This window comes from Microbacterium sp. Ru50 (genome assembly GCF_002920555.1).
Lineage (GTDB): Bacteria > Actinomycetota > Actinomycetes > Actinomycetales > Microbacteriaceae > Microbacterium > Microbacterium arborescens.
This window is the reverse complement of record NZ_PQSV01000001.1, coordinates 1943449-1958054: the sequence shown is the minus strand read 5'-3', so window position 1 is coordinate 1958054 and position 14606 is coordinate 1943449. Positions and strand designations below refer to the sequence as shown.

16 protein-coding genes are annotated in these 14606 nt (G+C 70.5%); 6 read left to right on the top strand and 10 right to left on the bottom strand.

The features are described 5' to 3' along the window. Positions 1-34 precede the first annotated feature (34 nt). From argG to C3481_RS09160, 4 genes are all read right to left on the bottom strand, one after another. Positions 35-1468, bottom strand: a complete 1434-nt coding sequence (gene argG, locus C3481_RS09175) for an argininosuccinate synthase (protein ID WP_023953341.1) — start codon at positions 1466-1468, stop codon at positions 35-37. A gap of 24 nt (positions 1469-1492) precedes the next feature. After that, positions 1493-2335 carry a MetQ/NlpA family ABC transporter substrate-binding protein gene (locus C3481_RS09170; RefSeq protein ID WP_103841757.1) on the bottom strand — a complete coding sequence of 281 codons (843 nt, stop codon included), beginning with the start codon at positions 2333-2335 and terminating at the stop codon, positions 1493-1495. 87 nt (positions 2336-2422) lie between these two features. Continuing rightward, a complete protein-coding gene (locus C3481_RS09165) occupies positions 2423-3166 on the bottom strand; it encodes a methionine ABC transporter permease (RefSeq protein WP_064955258.1) in 744 nt (247 codons plus the stop codon). Beyond that, on the bottom strand, positions 3163-4149 hold the full coding sequence (locus tag C3481_RS09160) for a methionine ABC transporter ATP-binding protein (RefSeq protein WP_023953335.1): 987 nt from the start codon (positions 4147-4149) through the stop codon (positions 3163-3165). The genes C3481_RS09165 and C3481_RS09160 overlap by 4 nt, the downstream gene beginning before the upstream one ends. Before the next feature lie 279 nt (positions 4150-4428). On the opposite strand from C3481_RS09160, the gene C3481_RS09155 reads away from it, so the two are divergent. Then, entirely contained in the window at positions 4429-5637 is a 1209-nt protein-coding gene (locus C3481_RS09155; protein ID WP_103842130.1) for an MFS transporter, read from the top strand. A gap of 56 nt (positions 5638-5693) precedes the next feature. Here the strand turns inward: C3481_RS09155 and C3481_RS09150 are convergent, their stop codons facing one another. Together C3481_RS09150 and C3481_RS09145 are read right to left on the bottom strand one after the other, a co-directional pair. Continuing rightward, on the bottom strand, positions 5694-6566 hold the full coding sequence (locus C3481_RS09150; RefSeq protein ID WP_258039073.1) for a helix-turn-helix transcriptional regulator: 873 nt from the start codon (positions 6564-6566) through the stop codon (positions 5694-5696). Positions 6567-6717: 151 nt separating this feature from the next. Next, positions 6718-7386 carry a peptidylprolyl isomerase gene (locus tag C3481_RS09145; RefSeq protein WP_103841755.1) on the bottom strand — a complete coding sequence of 223 codons (669 nt, stop codon included), beginning with the start codon at positions 7384-7386 and terminating at the stop codon, positions 6718-6720. A 159-nt stretch (positions 7387-7545) separates the two neighbouring features. On the opposite strand from C3481_RS09145, the gene C3481_RS09140 reads away from it, so the two are divergent. Then, complete coding sequence (locus tag C3481_RS09140) at positions 7546-7992, top strand: hypothetical protein (RefSeq protein WP_103841753.1); 447 nt, start codon at positions 7546-7548, stop codon at positions 7990-7992. Here C3481_RS09140 and C3481_RS09135 read toward each other — a convergent pair. Continuing rightward, entirely contained in the window at positions 7937-8629 is a 693-nt protein-coding gene (locus tag C3481_RS09135) for a phosphatase PAP2 family protein (protein WP_181021898.1), read from the bottom strand. The two genes, C3481_RS09140 and C3481_RS09135, sit on opposite strands and share 56 nt — an antisense overlap. Before the next feature lie 81 nt (positions 8630-8710). After that, a complete protein-coding gene (locus tag C3481_RS09130) occupies positions 8711-9394 on the bottom strand; it encodes a hypothetical protein (RefSeq protein WP_088379717.1) in 684 nt (227 codons plus the stop codon). A gap of 321 nt (positions 9395-9715) precedes the next feature. On the opposite strand from C3481_RS09130, the gene C3481_RS09125 reads away from it, so the two are divergent. After that, positions 9716-10207, top strand: coding sequence for an FBP domain-containing protein (locus C3481_RS09125; RefSeq protein ID WP_103842124.1), 492 nt, complete (start codon positions 9716-9718; stop codon positions 10205-10207). A 66-nt stretch (positions 10208-10273) separates the two neighbouring features. On the opposite strand, the gene C3481_RS09120 is transcribed toward C3481_RS09125, so the two are convergent. Beyond that, on the bottom strand, positions 10274-10540 hold the full coding sequence (locus C3481_RS09120) for a helix-turn-helix domain-containing protein (RefSeq protein ID WP_103842121.1): 267 nt from the start codon (positions 10538-10540) through the stop codon (positions 10274-10276). Between the two features lie 58 nt (positions 10541-10598). Between C3481_RS09120 and map the strand changes: the two genes are divergently transcribed. Continuing rightward, positions 10599-11369: a type I methionyl aminopeptidase gene (map, locus tag C3481_RS09115; protein WP_103841749.1), complete on the top strand. Its 771-nt coding sequence runs from the start codon at positions 10599-10601 to the stop codon at positions 11367-11369. Here the strand turns inward: map and C3481_RS09110 are convergent. Further along, positions 11353-12099 (bottom strand): Pr6Pr family membrane protein, encoded by a 747-nt coding sequence (locus C3481_RS09110; protein ID WP_103841747.1) that lies wholly within the window; start codon positions 12097-12099, stop codon positions 11353-11355. The genes map and C3481_RS09110 overlap by 17 nt on opposite strands. 183 nt (positions 12100-12282) lie before the next feature. Between C3481_RS09110 and C3481_RS09105 the strand changes: the two genes are divergently transcribed. Together C3481_RS09105 and C3481_RS16525 are read left to right on the top strand one after the other, a co-directional pair. Beyond that, positions 12283-13023, top strand: a complete 741-nt coding sequence (locus tag C3481_RS09105; RefSeq protein ID WP_071918791.1) for a GNAT family N-acetyltransferase — start codon at positions 12283-12285, stop codon at positions 13021-13023. A gap of 122 nt (positions 13024-13145) precedes the next feature. Then, positions 13146-14519 (top strand): HNH endonuclease signature motif containing protein, encoded by a 1374-nt coding sequence (locus C3481_RS16525; protein WP_181021897.1) that lies wholly within the window; start codon positions 13146-13148, stop codon positions 14517-14519. Positions 14520-14606: the final 87 nt, after the last annotated feature.

Below are 14606 nucleotides of genomic sequence, written 5' to 3'. Positions count from 1 at the left end.
GTGCAAGTTACCTCGCTGCAGCGCGTGCTGCGGGTCAGTCGGCGCCGAAGTCGAACGACGCGGACTCGCCCGCGGCATCCACTCGCTCGGCGAGATCCTGGTCGGTCGGCTCGACGTTGCCGGTGATCTCGGCCGCACCGCCCCGCTCGAGGTCGCCGACGAGCTCGGCCGTCGGGCCGCCGATGAGGCCGATGCCGGCGTAGTGCTCGAGCCGCGAGCGCGAGTCGGCGATGTCGAGATTGCGCATGGTGAGCTGACCGATGCGGTCGGTCGGACCGAAGGCCGAGTCGCCGACGCGCTCCATCGAGAGCTTCTCGGGCGAGTACGACAGGTTGCGGCTCTCGGTGTTCAGGATCGTATAGTCCTCGCCGCGGCGCAGGCGCAGCGTCACGGTGCCGCTGATGGCGGAGCCCACCCAGCGCTGGATCGACTCGCGCAGCATGAACGACTGCGGCTCGAGCCAACGACCCTCGTACATCAGGCGGCCGAGGCGGCGACCCTGCTCGTGGTAGGTCGCGAGGGTGTCTTCGTTCAGGATGCCGTTCACCAGGCGCTCGTACGCGATGAACAGCAGCGCCATGCCCGGGGCCTCGTAGATGCCGCGGCTCTTGGCCTCGATGATGCGGTTCTCGATCTGGTCGCTCATGCCGAGGCCGTGGCGGCCACCGATCGCGTTCGCCTCCATCACGAGCTGCACGATGTCGGAGTACTCGACGCCGTTGACGGCGACGGGACGGCCGGCCTCGAACGTGACCGAGACGTCCTCGGTCTCGATCTCGACGGCCGGATCCCAGAAGCGCACACCCATGATCGGCTCGACGATCTCGAGCGAGACGTCGAGGTGCTCGAGGGTCTTCGCCTCGTGCGTCGCGCCCCAGATGTTGGCGTCGGTCGAGTAGGCCTTCTCGACCGAGTCGCGGTAGGGGAAGCCGTGCGCGACGAGCCACTCGCTCATCTCGGTTCGGCCGCCCAGCTCGGTGACGAAGTCGGCATCGAGCCACGGCTTGTAGATGCGCAGCGCGGGGTTGGCGAGCAGGCCGTAGCGGTAGAACCGCTCGATGTCGTTGCCCTTGTAGGTGGAGCCGTCGCCCCAGATGTCGACGCCGTCCTCCTTCATGGCGCGCACGAGCATCGTTCCGGTGACGGCGCGGCCGATCGGCGTGGTGTTGAAGTAGGTGCGTCCGGCCGAGCGGATGTGGAAGGCACCGCACGACAGGGCGACGAGGCCCTCCTCGACCATCATCGGCTTGCAGTCGATCAGGCGCGAGCCCTCGGCGCCGTACTGCAGCGCGCGACCGGGGATCGACGCGATGTCATCCTCGTCGTACTGACCGAGGTCGCCGGTGTAGGTGAAGGGGACGGCGCCCTTGTCGCGCATCCACGCGACCGCGACGGAGGTGTCGAGACCCCCCGAGAAGGCGATGCCGACGCGTTCGCCGACGGGCAGGGACTGGAGGACCTTCGACATGGGGACAATCCTACTGAGCAGGCGTCAGTCCTTCGTGACGGGGACGACGAGGCCGCCCCAGGTCTCGTTCTCGAAGTCGGCGACCTCCGGGGAGGTCAGCAGGTCGTAGAGAGCGACGATGCGGGGGTCGTCCTTCAGGTCGGGGCGCGTCGCGAGAACGTTGTAGTACGGGCTGCCCTCGCCCTCGGTGAGGATCGCCTGGTCGGCGGTGAGGCCGGCGGGCAGCGCGAAGCTGATCGTCACGAACGCCGCGTCGACGTCGGGCACGGCCTGCGGCAGCGTCGCGTTCTCGATCTCCTGGAACCGGAAGTCGCGCGGGTTGTCGGTGATGCCGGTGAGGTCGGCGACGTCGTCGGAGACCTCGATCAGGCCCTCCTGCGCGAGCAGCTTCAGTGCTCGTCCCTCGTTCGTCGGGTCGTTCGGGATGGCGATCGTCGCGCCGTCGTCCAGGTCGTCGAGGCTGTCGACCTTGCTCGAGTAGAACGCGGCCGAGGGCAGGTAGGCCTCGCCGACGCTGATGAGGTCCGACCCGGTGTTGGTGTTGAAGTTCTCGAGGAAGGTCGAGTTCTGGAACAGGTTCGCGTCGATCGAGCCGTCGACGAGCGCCGTGTTGGGGGTGTTGTAGTCGGTGAAGGGGACGAACTCGATCGTCAGCCCGAGTTCGGCCGCGCCGTTCTCGGCGATGTGGTTGAGGATGTCGCCGGCCGGGGTCTGCAGGGCGCCGACCTTGAGCGTGCCGAGGCCGTCTCCGTCGGCGTCACCCGACTCGGACGCCGGCGAGCCGGCGCACCCGGCGAGCAGGAGCGCGGCCGAGGCGACGGCGGCGATGAGGAGCGGGGTGCGGGCGGTGCGAGCCGTGCGGGACATGAAGGGTTCCTCTCGGGATGACGGTGCGGTGCGGTGCGGTGCGGTGCGGTGCGGTGCGTGGGGTGCGGGTCGGGGACGGACGGGTGTTCAGGCGGCGCCGCGGGCATCGGCCCGCTGCATCCGTGCGCTCGGGGCGGCGGTGCGGCCGCGGGGCGAGCGGCGGGCGAGGCGCCGGGCGCCCCAGCTCGCGAGGCCTTGCAGCACCATGACGATCGCGAAGATCACGACGATGACGCTGACGATGTGGATCCAGCTGTACTGCTGGTAGCCGTACCGGATCGCGACGTCGCCGAGACCGCCGCCGGCGACGGTGCCGACCATCGCCGAGAAGTTGATGATCGAGGTGACGGTCGTCGAGAGGCCGAGCAGCATCGCGGGCGCGGCCTCGGGCAGCAGCACCTTCGTCACGAGCTGCCAGCGGCTCGCTCCCAGCGATGCGGCGACCTCGAGCAGGCCGTCATCCACTTCCTTGATCGCGATCTCGACCATGCGGGCGAAGAACGGGATGGCGACGACCGACAGGGGCACGATCGCCGCGGTCGGTCCGATGAAGGTGCCGACGATGAGCCGGGTGAAGGGGATCAGCGCGACCATCAGGATGATGAACGGCACCGAGCGGCCGAGGTTGACGATGAAGTCGAGCACGCGGTTGATGACGATGCCGACGCGGCGCGAGCCGAAGGGCGTCGCGAGAAAACGCCCCTGCTCCGTGCCGACGAGCACGACGCCGAGCGGCAGGCCGATGACGATCGTCGCCAGCAACGCGACGCCCACCATGTAGAGCGTCTGGCCCGTGGCGACCAGCAGCAGATTGAGCAGTTGCTCGTTCACGCGGCATCCCCTCCTCGCAGGACATCGACGATGAGACCCTGACTGCGCAGGTCGGCGATGACGGCGGATGCCGCGGACGCGGGCACCTCGAGACGGGTGCGGCCGGCCTGCGTCCCTGCGATCTGCTCGACGAGAGCGCCGAGCAGCGACACGTCGACGTCGTGGTCGCGGGCGATGCGTGCGATGACGGGACGGTCGGCTGTGCCGCCCGCGAACGTGATGTCGATGACCGTCGCGCTCGGATCGGCTCCCGCAGGAATCGGCCCCAGCGGGAAGAGCTGCGACGTGAGGCGCGAACCCGGCGTGCGGATGACGTCGGTCAGGCGCCCGCTCTCGATGACGCGGCCGTGCTCGATGAGCGCCGCCGAGTCGCACGTCGACTTCACGACATCCATCTCGTGCGTGATGAGGAGCACGGTGAGTCCGAGCTCGGCGTTGATGCGCCGGTAGAGGTCGAGGATCGAGGTCGTGGTCTCGGGGTCGAGGGCGCTCGTCGCCTCGTCGGAGAGCAGCACGCTCGGGCCGCTCGCGAGGGCGCGGGCGATGCCGACGCGCTGCTGCTGCCCGCCCGACAGCTCGTGCACGGCGGCGTCGCCGCGGTGACCGAGGCCGACGAGGTCGAGCATCTCCTGCGCGCGGTCGCGCCGCCGGGTCCGGGGGCTGCCGTCGAGTTCGAGGGCGAGCTCGACGTTGCCGCGCACGGAGCGGCTGCCGAGGAGGTTGAACCGCTGGAACACCATGCCGATGCGGCGCCGTGCCGCGCGCAGGCTGTTCGCGTCGAGGGCGGTCAGATCCACCCCGTCGACGACCACTCGGCCTGTATCCGGCCGTTCGATGAGGTTGACCATACGGGCGAGCGTGCTCTTGCCGGCGCCGGACTGGCCGACGATGCCGTAGATCTCCCCGGAGGGGATCTGCAGCGAGACGTCGTCGACGGCGGTCAAGCCGCCGTAGGTCTTCGATACGTGCTCGAGCGCGATCACGGTCGGGCCTTTCGGAGGTGTGCGCCGTCGGGTCGCCGGCGTCACCCCGAGTTTCCCGGTGTTCACGCGCCGCGCCGAATTCTCGTTACCCCAAATGTCGCCGTCGCTTGCCGACGCGCGAGCACGCACCGTCGCCGCGAGCGCGTACCCCGCAGGGTGCGTTCTCGCCGAGAGGGTGCGTTCTCGGCGGATGCCGCGTGCCCGGGCCGCGGCCAGACGGTCGGATGCCGCGGACGTTCGGTCGGGCGCACGTTCGGCCGAGGCGACAACATCGGAAGCATGACCTCGACCGCAGCCATCCCCCTCGCACACGAGAACGCCGCGCCCATGAGATACAGCGGACTCATCGTCGTCATGCTCATGGGGTTCCTCGTGGTCACCGCGGAGTTCCTGCCCAACGGCGTGCTGACCGAGATGGCCGCGGGCCTCGGGGTGACACCCGGTCAGGCGGGCCAGACGGTGACGATCACGGCGCTCGCCGGACTCATCGCGGCCCCGACGATCGGCCTCATCTTCCCGCGCCTCGATCGGCGCGCGCTGCTCGTGGGGGCCGCGGCGGCGGCATCCGTCTCGAGCATCGTCGTCGCGCTCTCACCGCACCTGGTCGCGATCCTCATCGCCCGCTTCTTCCTCGGCGCCTCGATCAGCGCGTTCTGGTCGATGTCGATCACGGTGGCCGCCCGGCTCGCCGGGCCGGAACGCATCGGCCGGGCGATGATGTTCACCTCGGCCGGGGTGTCGCTCGCAACCGTGGCCGGCGTGCCCCTCGGCGTCCTTCTCAGCGAGATGCTCGACTGGCGCATCGCGTTCGCCGTCGTCGGAGCCGCGACCGCTGCCGTCGCGCTCGCCGTGCGCCTCACCCTGCCCACGGTGCCGGCCGCGGCGGCATCCAGTCTGCGGCTGCTCGTCGACTCGCTCCGGCGCACCGGCGTCGCGGCGGGCATGATCGGCCATGTGCTCGTCGTGCTCGGGCACTTCCTCGCGTACACCTACATTCGGCTGGCGCTGGAGCGGGTACCGGATGTCGGGGCCGAGACGATCGTGCTGCTGCTCGCGGTGTTCGGGGCGGGCGGGCTCGTCGGAAACCTCGTCATCGGGCTTCTCGTCGACCGGGCGTTCCGCATCCTCGCCGTCACGGCGCCGGTCGTCATCGCCGCGGCGCTCGCGCTTCTCGTGCTGCTGCCCGGATCGATCCCCGTCGTCGTCCTGGCGGTCTTCGCCTGGGGCTTCTTCTTCGCCTCGTGGCTCATCATCGTCAACACGTGGGTGGGACACCGGATGCCGGACCGGCTCGAGGCCGGTGGAAGCCTGACGGTCGTCGGGTTCCAGCTCGCGATCGTGCTCGCGGCCGGACTCGGCGGGCTGCTGGTCGATCTCGTCGGCGTCGTCGCGATCGACGTCGTCGCCGTTACCCTCCTCGCGGCCGGCGCGGTGCTGTTCGGTTGGGTCGTGCGGACGCACGAGGTCGACCGGATGCCGCGCCCCTGACGAGGCGCCCGGACGACCGCCCCGCCGCCGAGGGCGGCTCTCGGGCGGCGGTACCGTCAGTGCATCGACGGCGCCGCCGCCCGCGCACGCCACAGCGAGGGCGGCATCCCGGTATGGCGGCGGAACGCCCGGCTGAAGCCTTCGTCGGATCCGTAGCCCAGGGTGCGGGAGGTCTCCGAGACGGATGCTCCCGACTCGAGCATGTCCTTGGCGTGCTGCATCCGGATCTCGGTGACGTAGCTCGCGGGCGAACGCCCGTACGCGCGCCGGAAGCGTGCGGCGAAGACCGTCCGCGACATGGCGCTGAGGCTCGCCAGCTGGTCGATGGTCCAGTCGCGACCGGGGTCGGCGGCGACGGCCTCCGCGGCGCGGCTGAGGAAGGGGTCGACGGCCGGCGCGGGCCACGCGGAGGCGCCGGCGGTGTGCGCGGCCCACGCGCGGATGGCCGAGAGCAGCACGGTCTTGACCATCATCTGGCAGATGACCGCGTCTCCCGACCGCCCTGACGCGGTGCCGGTTCCGAGGTGGGAGACGAGGGCGGCGGCCGCGGGCTCGAGCTCGACGAAGCCGTCGACGAAGACGAACGGCGGCAGCGGGGTCACCGCGGCGAGGGAGACGTCGGCGGGGACGACCGTCAGCTCTGCGCCCGACTGCGAGGTCAGGGAGATCGGACGGCATCCCAGGCTCAGGAAGGCGTCACCGGCGAGGAGCGTGCGCGCGCCTGTCGGGGTCGCGGCGTCGCCGGAGGGTCCGACGACCGTGCAGCTGGTGCCGGATGCCGGATCGCCGGTGATCTCGCCCGATCGCACGTACACCAGCGTTGCGTCGCCTGTGCCGAGCGGCAGCGATCCGCCCGGGGCGAGGTCTGCCCGATGGGCCATACGCGGCCGGATCTCGAGGGATGCCAGAGCCTGTTCGAGCGCGATCACGCTGTCCCCAACGCCGCGCCGAGCGGGCTCATTCCGCCGCGCACGCCTACGCCCACGCGAGAACGTACCGTCGGGGCGAGCACGCACCCCGTTCGGTGCGTGCTCGCGGCAAGGGTGCGTTCTCGGCGGGCTCGTCCCAGCCGCGGGCGGCTCAGCCCAGTGAGACGCCGGTGATCGTCACGGGGGTTGCGGGGGCGCCGTCGCCGGCGCCGCCCTCGGCGCCGGCTGCGGCGACCTCGCGCACGACGGCAAGGCCCGCTTCGTCGAGCGTGCCGAAGACGGTGTACTTCGCGGGCAGCGGGGTGTCCTCGTACACGAGGAAGAACTGCGAGCCGTTGGTGTTCGGGCCGGCGTTGGCCATAGCGACCGTTCCGGCCGGGTAGGTCTCGCTGCCGTCGAGCTCGTCGGCGTAGTTGTAGCCGGGGCCGCCGCGTCCGGTGCCCGACGGGTCGCCGCACTGGAGCACGAAGATGCCCGAGGTCGTGAGGCGGTGGCACGGCGAGTCGTTGTAGTAGCCCTGCTCGGCGAGTGAGACGAAGCTTCCCACCGTGCACGGCGTGCCGTCGGCGTCGAGGGTCATCGGAATGTCGCCCGCCGACGTCTGCAGGACGGCCGAGACCTGCCCCGACACCTCGGCCTCAGCGGGAGGCGGCGTCACATCGCGCACGCCGCCGGCTGCCTCGACGTAGGCGCACGAGCCCTCCGGGACGGTCTCCGCCGTCGGCATCGTGTCGGGTTCGGCCGGCGCCGGCGACGACGAGCATCCGGCGAGAGCGAGAGCCGACAGGACGAGGAGGGCGGAACCGAGGCGAGCACGCATGGTCCGAGCCTACGGTCTCGGATGCCGCCTCGCGGGTAGTCCTCGTGACGTCGTTCGGTCTCCGCGGCAGACGACCGGATGTCGGATCTTTCCCGCACGCGGCGCGAGTGGCACGATCGGACCGTGACGCCCGCGCCGCGGGCCGCGGAAGGGGTGGCGATGGCTGACAGCGCGGCGGGCGGGGCCGGGTTCTCCGACGAGGAGAAGGCCGCGATGAAGCAGCGGGCCGAAGAGCTCCGCTCGACGAAAGGTCTCAAGGGCGCCGCGAAGCTCGCGAAGGAGCTCGAGGCCTGCATGGAGGCGATCGACGCGCTCGAGGGGATCGACGGCGAGGTCGCCCGCATGGTCCACCGGATCGTGTCGGAGGAGGCATCCGACCTCGATCCGAAGACGTTCTACGGGTTCCCCGCATACGCGCGGGCGGGCAAGGTCGTCATCTTCGTCCAGCCCAAGTCGAAGTTCGACACCCGCTACCCGACCCTCAACTTCGACGAGACGGCGACGCTCGACGACGGGTCGATGTGGCCGACGTCGTTCGCGATCGTCGAGGTCACTCCCGAGGTCGAGCGTCGCGTGCGGGCTCTGGTCCGCGCGGCGATCGACTGAGCGCCGACGCCGGCGAGACCCCCGCCGACCGCGGTTCTCGCGTCGCGGCGACCGCGATGGCCGTCAGCAGCGCGGGCACGGCGAGACCGAGCAGAGTCCCGGCCGCGACATCGTGCAGGTAGTGCGCACCTTCGAACAGCCGGCCCGACAGCACGATGAGCGCCGCTGCGACCGCCGTCCAGGTCGCCCACGCCCGGTGCACCGCGACGGCGATGACCCAGACCGCGCCCATCGCCAGAACCGAGTGGTTCGAGGGAAAGGAGTAGCCCGTCGCGTCACACGCGGTCAGCGCGGTCCAGCGGGTGCACGGACGGGCCTGCATCAGAGCCACCTTGACCATCTCGCTCGTCGCGTAGGCGATGACCACTCCGCCCGCTGCGGCGATCGAGAGGATGCGGCGCCGCGGGCCGCCGCGGAGCGTGACGGCCAACGCGACGACCGTTCCGACGGCGAGAAGAGACAGGAACACGTCCGACAGGTACGCGGTCGCCGGAAGCGCGAGTCCCGCGTTCATCGCCCGGCGCGTGACCTGGACACTCAGGCTCACGCCCCACCACGGGATGAGCAACGCTGCCGCGGCGATGACCGCGACAGCGGACAGGGGGAGTATCGACGACCGAGGGATGACGGTGCTCACTTCAGCAACGCTAGGAAGCGCGCCGCGGCGCGGCATCCGCTCGCAGGCTGAGTCGCATCGTCCGTGCGGTGTATTCCCGCCTCAGGAGAGCAGCGCCTCCGCACGCAGCGTGAGCGCGGTCGCGACGATCGTCGACAGCAGGCCCGAGGCCAGCAGGAGGCCCGGATGGGCGAGACCGATCACGATCTGCCGGGTGCGCGGCGCCTCGGCCAGGAAATGCTCCGGGATGCGGTGACGCGTGGGCACAGCCGACCAGCCGCGCAAACGCACGAGGTAGCTCGCGTAGCGGATGATCAGCACGCAGTAGAGCAGCACGGTCACCGGAGGCACGATGCGGGCGAAGAGGTCGCCGGCGACGAGCCAGGCGGTCTCGATGTTCGTGCCGCTCTCGTCGGCGAGCTGCACGGCGATCGCTCCGCCGATCACGACCGAGCCCAGCCAGAACACGAAGGCGCTGAAGAGCGCGAGGAACCGCGCGAAGAAGTGGGTCAGGATCGACGGCTCGTACTCCAGGTGCGACCTCGGTGTCTGCGACAGGACGATGAGCGTCGCCACGAGCGGGGGCAGTGCTGCGGTGAGGGTCAGGGTCGCGCGCAGCCAGTGCGGGCCGCCCAGCAGATCGCAGATGACGAGCAGGGCGACCACGGCGACCATCCACAGCAGGCCGAGGGCCGTGGGGTGGGAGGTCACGAACGACGGATGATGCTCCTCCAGGCGGGCCCCGGCTCGTTCGACGAGGCGCCGTCCCCGATCGTTCGTCGTCACGGGGGGATGCTATCGCCGGTGACGGCCGGGCGGGCAGGGAGTAGCCTGGACGCGTGAGTACCGCCCGCCTGCCGATGCCCTCTGGGCGTGAGGGGGTCTCCGGCGCGCTCAGCGCCGGTGGCACAGGCGCGGCATCCTTCGTCCTCCTCGCCGGTTGATCCGGCGCGCGTCGCGTCGACTCTCGTCCGCGATGCGCTCTCCCGGTCCCGGGCGACGGCTCCGTCGTTCCGGGATGATCCGCTCACGATCGTCGGCTCGCTGCCCGTTCCGGGCGTCGACGCGGCGGTGGTGCGCGAACGCGTACTCAGACAGGACCCTTCCATGTTCGCCCTCACGGCCAAAGCTATCCGCTTCTCGTTCATCAACGTCTCGCTCCGCGAGCGCAACTCCCTCGTCGTCCCCGCCGATCTCGGCGATGTCGACTGGTCGACGCGTGACTATTACGGATGGCGCGACCCGAAGACCCCGCTGCTCGGTTTCGTGGTTGCCGAGATCGACGGCGAGGCCGTCGGCCTGCAGCTTCGTCAGGCTGACCAGGCCACGCGTACGCGTCCGCAGTGCTCGTGGTGCTGCGACGTCACCCTCCCCAACGAGGTCGTCTTCTTCGCCGCGAAGCGGGCGGGCAAGGCCGGTCGTGCCGGAAACACCGTCGGGACGCTCCTGTGCTCGGGATTCGAGTGCTCGCGGAACGTCCGGCGGCTCGACCCGCCGCCCTACCTCGGGTTCGACGCCGCAGCGGCGCGCGATCGTCGCATCGCGACGCTCCGGAACAACGTCGACGCCTTCTTCCGCGACCTGCGCGACGGCGCCTGAGCCAACCCCGCCCGTGCGTCCGGCTTCTCCTCGACGAGGCGGGGCCGGACGCCCGGCGGTCACCAATCAGATCGTGGCAGGGGCGGTGTCTGCGAGCAGCGCCTCGGCGGCCAGTGCGTCGAGCGATAGGCCGAGGCTCGCGGCGACGGTGGCGACGGTCGCGAACGACGGGGTCGCCAGCCGCCCCGTCTCGATCTTGCGCAGCGTCTCGGGAGACACCCCCGCGGCTGCCGCGACCTCGGCGATCGACCGGTCGCCGCGCGCTCGCCGGAGGTGGGCGCCCAGGCGCCGGCCGCGCTCGACGGCTTCGGGGGTGAGAGCGCGACGAACCATCATGCGCTCATCGTATCGGTATAGTTTGACCGGTATTTTTATACCGGAGGAGCGCATCATGATCGAGATCTTCACACCGCCCGAGGTCGACCGCGCCCGCGAGACGGGAGCCATCGTCGGCGGCATCCTTCGCGACCTGCGCTCGCGGGTGCAGGTGGGCACGAACCTGCTCGAGATCGACGAGTGGACGCGCGAGCTCATCGCCGACAACGGAGCGACGTCCTGTTACGTCGACTATGCGCCGTCGTTCGGGCGGGGACCCTTCGGGCACTACATCTGCACCGCCGTCAATGACGCGGTGCTGCACGGGATGCCGCATGACTACCGTCTCGCCGATGGCGACCTCCTGACGCTCGATCTCGCGGTCATCAAAGACGGCCTCGCTGCCGACGCCGCGATCAGCTTCATCGTCGGGCGCAAACGTCCCGAGGGGGCGGCGGCCCTCATCGACGCGACCGAGCGCGCCCTGGCGGCGGGCATCGAGGTCGCACGCGCGGGCAACCGGGTGGGCGATATCTCGCGCGCGATCGGCAATGTGCTCTCCGGTGCCGGATACTCCATCAACACCGAGTTCGGTGGTCACAGCATCGGGACGGTGATGCACGGCGACCTCCACATCCCGAATACCGGGCGGCCGGGGCGCGGCTACATCCTGCGGCCGGGGCTCCTCATCGCGATCGAGCCGTGGGTCATGGCCGACACGAACGTCCTCGTGACCGACGCGGACGGGTGGACGCTCCGCAGCTCCACCGGATGCCTCACCGCTCACACCGAGCACACGATCGCCATCACCGACGGAGCGGCCGAGATCCTCACTCTGCCGCGGTGATTTCCGTCGCGGCGGCCTCTGCCTTGGTGGCCTTCGTCGGCACGGCGCGGCCGCGGCGGCGGGTGACCCACACCGCTCCGAAGCCGACGGCGACGAAGCCGATCGCGATGACGACGACGTACGCCGTGACCGACCCCCATCCGCCGGGGCCATTCGGATTCAGGAACGGGTACGGGTACCAGTACGGCTCGCCCGTCGTGGGGTTCGTGACGAGCGGGCCTCGGACGAGCGTGTAGGCCACCCACAGCAGCGGGAACGCGACTACGACCCAGACGACCTGCCAGCGGAGGGCGCGGCGCCGGGTGCCGATCAGCAGGTCGAGCACGAGGAAGATCGGGCCGATCAGGTGCAGCACCTCGTTCGACCACGGCACCGGCTCGGATCCCTGCGGGAGCGTGATCCCGCGCAGGAGTGCGTTGTAGACGATTCCGGTGATGACCATGTACGCCGTGGCGCAGGTGAGCGCGGCGGAGAGCCCGAGTGAGCCGGCGGCTTCGGCGGGCCGCATCAGCGCTCGGGCGCCCGCCGTCGCAAGGACCACCGCCGCGATGACGTTCGAGAGGATCGTGAAGAAGCTGAAGAAGTTCGCGAACACTGTCGCGACGTCGCCGCCGGTCTCGGCGGTTCGGGTCAGTGACACGGTCAGCTGGGTGATGACGGCGGCCAGGATGACGACGGCCATCGCCAGCCGCAGAACGGACCACACCGTCGCCTGCCTCGAGCTCTGCACGAGGGCACACTATCGCTCGCCCGCCGTTCGTGAACGTATGTGGCGGCGGTCCGGGATGTCGCGTCCGGTCACGGCTAGCGTCGCGGTGCGGCATCCGCGGGCATGGATCTGCGCTCCCGTGCGTTGCGTTCCTCGGCGACCGCGACGAAGGCACCACGCGGCGCGCGCGAGAGGACGAATCCGATGACCATCACCACCCCTCCTGCTCTGGGAGTCTCCGACGTCCGCGATAACGCCGCGTGGCACTCGCTGACCGGGGTGCATGCGCACCTCGCCATCGGCGACGACCTCGTCCGCCGGTACCCCGACGACGTGGCCGGCTTCGTGGGCGTGCGCACGTGGGACGACCCCGCGGTGTGGGACTCGCTCGCGACCGTGGTGGGGTCGGGCAACGAGTTCAGCATCAGCACGCCCGACCGTGCGGATGCCGCGGGCGTCGCTGCCTCTGCGCCGGAACTGCCGGAGGGCTGGGTCCGTACGTTCGGCGGCGCAGGCGTGCAGCTCGTCGAGACGGATCGCCTCCGCCCGAGGCCGGACGACGAGGCGGTCGAGCTCGGTGAGGCGGATGTCGCCGACATGCTCGCGCTCGTCGAGCGCAATCGGCCCGGCCCCTTCCGCCCGCGCACCTACCTGCTCGGCCGGTACATCGGCATCCGGCGTGACGGCCGGCTGATCGCGATGGCCGGGGAGCGGCTGCAGCCGGGCGAGTGGACCGAGATCAGCGCTGTCGCTACCGACGAGGCGTACCGGCGGCAGGGGCTGGCGTCTCGGCTGGTGCTGGATGTCGCTTTCCACATCCGGCAGCGGGGCGGCCGCGCGATGATGCACGCCGCGGCGTCGAACGTGAATGCGATCGCCGGGTACGAGAAGCTCGGATTCGAGCTGCGGCAGCGGACGAACTTCACCGGCGTGCGAGTTCCCTGACGAGGGCGTTCGCTGCGCGATTCTCCAGCGGCGATTCCTCCCCAGGGGGCGCGCTCTGACGGGCTTCTTAGTTCGTCGCTATGTTCGATACTAATGTCTGACCCTGCTGCCACAATGGGAACATGGCAGCGAACACGGGTGGTGGCTCGGACGGGGTGGAGGTCTCGCCGCACGCCCACGCGATCGCCGCTTACGGCGAGACGTTGGCGCTGGTGCATTACGCGGAGGTCGCGTCGGTGCGCGCGCTGGCCGAGCTCGGGCGGTCGGCGCTTCGTGAGGCCCAGCGTGATGGGGTTCGCGGGATGGCGTCGGACATGGAGCTGCGGTCGGTCGCGGCCGAAGCGGCGGGCCTGGCCCGGCGGACCGACCGGCGCCTGCAGGCCGACATCGATCATGCGCTGACGGTCGTCGACGAGTACCCGGCCGTGTTCGCGGCGTGGGAGGGGCGGCGGATCACCCGCGACCACGTCGACGTGGTCGTTCAAGCGGGAACCGGGCTGCCCGATGAGGTGCGGGGCGAGTTCGAGGTCGCCGCGATCGCGGTGTGCGAGCGTGACATCGCGACCCGGGTGAAACCGGCCCTGCGGGCCCTGGCTGAGAGGCTGCACGAGCGCACGTTCACCGACCGGCACCGCGACGCCACGGCAGGACGGTGCGTGCGCGTCTCACACGGGGCGGACGGGATGTCGGATCTCATCGCGACGGTCCCGACCGTGATCGCGGTGGGCATGCTCGACCGGCTCACCCAGATGGGGCAGTCCGTGAAGGACGCCCGGGCTGCGGGTGCGGATGCGGGTGCCGGGGCGGATGCCGTCGGGGCGGACGAGCTCGCCGACACGCGGACGATGGACCAACTGCGCGCCGACATCCTCGGCGACCTCGTCCTCGGCGGAGCACCCGTGGTCGACCCCACCTACGGGACCGACCGGGCTGGTGGGCTCGGCGCGATCCGGGCACGGGTGCAAGTCGCCGTCACCGCCGAGACGTTGATGGGGCGTGACGAGAACCCCGCCGAAGCGGTCGGGGGTGCGCTGATCGATGCCGATACGGCGCGCGAGCTCGCCGGGCAGGTGTCCGAGTGGGACCGACTCTTCATCGACCCCGTCACCCGCACGCCGGTCGAGATCGACACCTACCGGCCCACCGTGTCGATGAAGAAACTCCTGATGGCGCGGGATCAGCACTGCCGGTTCCCCGGATGCCGGCGGGCCGCGATCCGCTGCGAACTCGACCACACGATCGATCACGCCCTGGGTGGGCACACCCACATCTTCAACCTCGCCCACCTCTGCCAACGACACCATTCGATGAAGCAGTTCACGAAGTGGGAAGTCCGGCAGGTCGGCGGCGGGGTCTTGGAATGGACCTCACCCCTCGGGCGGGTCTACCGCGAAGACGTACCCATACCGGCCGTGTGCTTCACGATCGACACCGCCGATCCGCCACCGGATGCCGCAACCGGCGGGCCACCGCCGGGTGAAGCAGCACCCTTCTGACGCCAGCCGCGCCAGCCGATCCGGGACCGTCCCGCAGCATGCGGGATGATGTCCCTGCGTGCGTGCAGGCCCACGGGCGCGCCCCAG

Bases quoted from the DNA above. Each gene is read 5' to 3' on its own strand.
- C3481_RS09120 (WP_103842121.1), bottom strand. From the start codon at position 10,540: ATGGTTCGTCGCGCTCTCACCCCCGAAGCCGTCGAGCGCGGCCGGCGC.
- map (WP_103841749.1), top strand. From the start codon at position 10,599: ATGATCGAGATCTTCACACCGCCCGAGGTCGACCGCGCCCGCGAGACG.
- C3481_RS16525 (WP_181021897.1), top strand. From the start codon at position 13,146: ATGGCAGCGAACACGGGTGGTGGCTCGGACGGGGTGGAGGTCTCGCCG.
- argG (WP_023953341.1), bottom strand. From the start codon at position 1,468: ATGTCGAAGGTCCTCCAGTCCCTGCCCGTCGGCGAACGCGTCGGCATC.
- C3481_RS09140 (WP_103841753.1), top strand. From the start codon at position 7,546: ATGGCTGACAGCGCGGCGGGCGGGGCCGGGTTCTCCGACGAGGAGAAG.
- C3481_RS09170 (WP_103841757.1), bottom strand. From the start codon at position 2,335: ATGTCCCGCACGGCTCGCACCGCCCGCACCCCGCTCCTCATCGCCGCC.
- C3481_RS09105 (WP_071918791.1), top strand. From the start codon at position 12,283: ATGACCATCACCACCCCTCCTGCTCTGGGAGTCTCCGACGTCCGCGAT.
- C3481_RS09145 (WP_103841755.1), bottom strand. From the start codon at position 7,386: ATGCGTGCTCGCCTCGGTTCCGCCCTCCTCGTCCTGTCGGCTCTCGCT.
- C3481_RS09125 (WP_103842124.1), top strand. From the start codon at position 9,716: ATGTTCGCCCTCACGGCCAAAGCTATCCGCTTCTCGTTCATCAACGTC.
- C3481_RS09155 (WP_103842130.1), top strand. From the start codon at position 4,429: ATGACCTCGACCGCAGCCATCCCCCTCGCACACGAGAACGCCGCGCCC.